Origin of the sequence: Mesorhizobium sp. M2A.F.Ca.ET.039.01.1.1 (assembly GCF_003998035.1) — a bacterium.
Taxonomy (GTDB): domain Bacteria; phylum Pseudomonadota; class Alphaproteobacteria; order Rhizobiales; family Rhizobiaceae; genus Mesorhizobium.
This window is the reverse complement of record NZ_RZRY01000682.1, coordinates 1-3285: the sequence shown is the minus strand read 5'-3', so window position 1 is coordinate 3285 and position 3285 is coordinate 1. Positions and strand designations below refer to the sequence as shown.

Annotated in this window: 4 protein-coding genes and 1 tRNA gene; 2 read left to right on the top strand and 3 right to left on the bottom strand. The window is 65.8% G+C overall.

Translation table 11 applies throughout. From position 1 onward, the window contains the following. Positions 1-792 (top strand): ATP-binding protein (locus EOA24_RS31780; RefSeq protein ID WP_245501901.1); only part of this gene is annotated, 792 nt, incomplete at its 5' end. A 157-nt stretch (positions 793-949) separates the two neighbouring features. Continuing rightward, complete coding sequence (locus EOA24_RS31775; protein WP_126064633.1) at positions 950-1243, top strand: hypothetical protein; 294 nt, start codon at positions 950-952, stop codon at positions 1241-1243. Between the two features lie 108 nt (positions 1244-1351). Here the strand turns inward: EOA24_RS31775 and EOA24_RS31770 are convergent, their stop codons facing one another. From EOA24_RS31770 to EOA24_RS31760, 3 genes are all read right to left on the bottom strand, one after another. After that, on the bottom strand, positions 1352-1603 hold the full coding sequence (locus EOA24_RS31770) for a hypothetical protein (RefSeq protein ID WP_126082336.1): 252 nt from the start codon (positions 1601-1603) through the stop codon (positions 1352-1354). 136 nt (positions 1604-1739) lie between these two features. Then, positions 1740-1814: transfer RNA gene (locus EOA24_RS31765), tRNA-Glu, on the bottom strand. Positions 1815-2286: 472 nt separating this feature from the next. Continuing rightward, on the bottom strand, positions 2287-3285 hold a 999-nt coding region (locus tag EOA24_RS31760), incomplete at its 5' end, for a YcbK family protein (RefSeq protein ID WP_127410476.1).

Sequence of the window (3285 nt, the reverse complement as noted above, 5' to 3'; positions counted from 1 at the left end):
GTGTCGATCTATTTCACCGGCGTGCTGGTTCGGCCGATGGAAATGCTGGAATCCGCCGTCAGCAAGATCGGCTCGGATGGCATGCTGGCGACTTTACCGGAGAAAGGTTCGGCCGAGGTGAGGGCCACCGCCCATGCGCTCAACGAGCTGTCGGCTCGATTGAAGACGGCGATGGAAAGCCGCATGCGGCTGGTGGCCGCCGCCGGCCATGATCTCAGGACCCCGATGACCAGGATGCGGCTCCGCGCCGAATTCCTCGAGGAGGATCGCGAGAAATGGCTGAGCGACCTCGACGAGCTCGACCGTATCGCCGACAGCGCCATCCGCCTGGTGCGCGAAGAGGTCAACCACGACGCGGTCGAGCCGGTGGAACTGGACCGGATAGTCCGCGATATCGAGGTCGAGATGGTCTCGCTCGGCCATGCGGTGACGATCGACCATCTCGACCATGTGTTCGTCAAGGCCGGCGCGCTCGGCTTGCGCCGCGCGCTGCGCAACCTGATCGTCAACGCCGCCACGCATGGCAAGAGCTGCACCATCGCGCTTGCGCGGCGAGGCGGCCAGGCGGTTCTCACCATCGCCGACCGCGGCGCCGGCATCCCGCCGGACCTGTTGAACAAGGCCTTCGAGCCGTTCTTCCGGGTCAATCCGGCGCGCACGCAGTTCATCCCGGGCGCGGGGCTGGGTCTCGCCATCGCCAAGGAGATCATCGAGCGCTATGGCGGCTCGATCACGCTGGAGAACCGGCCGGGGGGAGGGCTGCTGCAGACAGTGGTTTTTGCAACAGCCTGACCTCGGACGTCATTTGTCCTCGGGCAATTCCAGGGATTGGGCGCGGGGTTTCAACTGCTTTCATGGCTTCGCTCGCTGCATCGTGACCGCGCCACCGTTGCGGAGCGGCATCGCACGATGCGAATTTGGCGATACGATGTTTTGCGAGGATGCGACCATGCCCATAGGCAAGATTGCGTTTTGCGCGGCAGCGATGATCGTTGCCGCTACAAATTTCGCCGATGCACGACCCGACACGCGCACCATGACCTGCGCGCAGACCCAGGCGCTGATCCAGAGCCGGCATGCGGTGGTGCTGACCACCGGGGCGAACACCTATGAGCGCTATGTCCGCCAGTTCGGCAATGAGTGCGATGCTCCCTACGTGCCGATGGTTGACTATGTTCCGACCCGTGACGGGCAGTGCATGGTCTATCGCTGCGAAGAGCCGGCGCCGATGGTTCCGGATTGATCGGAGGCTGCCGCTTCGCTCTGCGGGATGGCCGCTGCCTTTTCTGATCGTCAACCCGCGCGGGCTCGAGCAACGGCATGCGGTTCGCCACAGAGCCCGCGCTGCCTCTCACTTGACCTTCTTGATCTCCGGGCCTGACGGCTGGTCGGTCGCTGGAGCCGGCGTGCAGTCCTGCCCCTTGCACTCCAAAGCGGGGTCGTTCCTCGGCGGCAGGCAGTTCTGTCCCTCGCAGTGAACGGGCGGCAGCTGTTGCGCCGCGTCGCCGTTCGACTGAGCGGGCTGATCCTCGGCGCGGACGGGCTGCAGTCCGGTCAGGCCGGTCACTGCCGCGCATAAGAGAACTGTCCGAAGCAGGTTCATCCGCGCCTCCATGGCGAGGCAGAACTCTACACCGTCTGATCGCTGCCAACATGCGTCACCCAACAACGCCGTTAATGACGCGTTTCGGCCCGGTGAGCGCGAGGTGCCGGATTCGGCCGTTCAGGGAGGATAAGACTGGTACGCCCAAGGGGAATCGAACCCCTGTTACCGCCGTGAAAGGGCGGTGTCCTAACCGCTAGACGATGGGCGCGCTCAGACGAAGCGGCTTATAATTGCGTTGTCGCCAACCGGCAACCCATCTGCCGCCACATGCGACAACTTTTTTCAAAAGGCTGCAAAAGCCGGCTTTTCGGGGCAGGGCAGGGTTGCGGCCGCATTCGGTCACGCACCTCTGGAGATTGGCTGGGAGGCCAGTCGCGGTCGTCATTCCATGGCGGAGCAAGGAGCGAAGCGACGCGTGCAGACCATAGAATCCATTCCGTGACGCTGACGTATCGCATCGGTGCAGAATCTGCGCCGCTCTACCCTACGGTTGAGGTAACGGCATGGATCCTCGGGTCTGCGCGTCCGCTTCGCTCCTGCCCCGCCCGTGGATGACGAAGTTCAGTAAGCTTCAGCCAATCGCGAACGTCGCTGACGGTTTGTCGAAACAAACGACGGCGTCGGCGGTGATCGGCTCTCAATCGGTCAACCCGGCTATGCGCACTGGGCAAAGCCGAGTATCAGCCGTCCTCGCCGCCGCCGCTGCGGCGACGGCAGCGCCAGTTCCAGTCGCGCTCGGGACCGACGTCGATATGGACGGATTCGGTGTGGCAGTAGGTGCCGACGCCGCCGCGGCCGGGCATCGAGCGGACGTAGCTCGCCAGTTCCCACTTCGAGACGCCGGGCAACTGGATGTCGGCGGCGGCGCAGTACATGTGCAGCGAGTTCTTGGCGCCGTTGGCGCGGCGGTTGCGCGAGGGATCGCGGTAGCCGGAGGTGACGACCATCTTGCGGCCGAAATGGCCCTCGATCGTCTTCAGCACCCGCACCAGCGACGGCTTGAGGCAGGCGACGTCGACGCTTTCGTTCTGCTTCAGAAGGCCGTTGGGCGCGAGCCTTGCCATGCCGGCGGCCGAGGCCACCTGGTAGGAACCGCCGCCGCCCTCATCCTCGTTGAGGTCGACGTCGCTCTCGTCGTCAATGCCGGACTTGCGCTTGATCTCGAACAGCGCGGTCTGGCGCACGCCGGGAAGGGCATCGGCGCCGGTGATGTGGTAGCTCGGGTCGTCGAGCGAGGCGAGCTGTACCGGCTTCGCGGCGGGCGTCGCGGAGGCCAGCTCAACAATCGGCTTGGCGGGGGCGGCCGCGGCGGTTGCGGTCTTGGCCTGCGCCGCCGGTTGGTCGCTGGAGCGCGAATTGATCAGCGGCGCGGGCGCGGCCGAGGCCGGCGTGGTGCTGAACAGCGAGGCAAACAGGCCCTTCTTCGGCGCGGCGACCTGCGGCTGCGCCGGCCCGCCCGCGGTCACATAGACGCCGTTGCTCATGGCCTGCGTGGTCGCCTGCGCCTTCGACGCAATGGCGGCGGCATCGCCGGCGGCCACCTGCTGGGAGACGCCTTGTGTCTGTTCCGCCGTCTGCGCCGGCTGAACCAGCGGTTGCGGTGTGTTGCCGGCAATCGCGGCGGCGCCCGCGGGCACGGCGACGTCAGGGAAGGCGGCTTGCGGTCGCGTCTCCGGCAC